The following is a 521-nucleotide window of genomic DNA, read 5'->3' on the forward strand; positions in this document are numbered from 1 at the left end:
CCACTTATTATACAACTCGAACGATTAAAAAACAAGAGTTGGTTTTACTCTATTATCTTCCAGTTACTATCCTTATGGAGCGTCAACTCATACTGTGATACCTGTGTCGCCTTTGTCTGATTGTCAATGAATTTCACCGCAACACTCACCTTCACATTATCGCCGTCAGCCGTGAATACGGGATTGACAAGCTCGGAAAAGAGATAGTCTCCGTTTATCGGTTCAAGGGCATTTCCCTCTACATAATAGGCAAGCTCCTTGTCCGTTGCGGTAGGGTACAGCTTGAAGAATGTTTCCAGAAACGCCGTAGCGTCATTGACTGTGTCAGCGTCCACACTGTTGTCCGCTTCCAGTGCCTTTGGTTCATAATCGGATTTTTCCATAGCAGGAGCGAGGGTCGGATTCTGGATAATCACCATATCCCCGTCAACGTCCACATGGACGGTCACGGTATAGGTTTCTGATACATTCCTTGTCTGGTCGCCCTCTTTTATCTGCTGATCTACTTCGTAGGTAACAGT

At 45.7% G+C, this 521-nt stretch carries 1 protein-coding gene; it reads right to left on the reverse strand.

Annotated features, from left to right (window positions below; all coding sequences use genetic code 11):
* Window positions 1–44 precede the first annotated feature (44 nt).
* Window positions 45–521, reverse strand: a 477-nt coding sequence (locus B5E75_RS14395; protein ID WP_143746996.1) for a conjugal transfer protein, incomplete at its 5' end; no start/stop codon positions are given.

This window comes from Massiliimicrobium timonense, from assembly GCF_002160865.1.
GTDB lineage: Bacteria > Bacillota_I > Bacilli_A > Erysipelotrichales > Coprobacillaceae > Allocoprobacillus.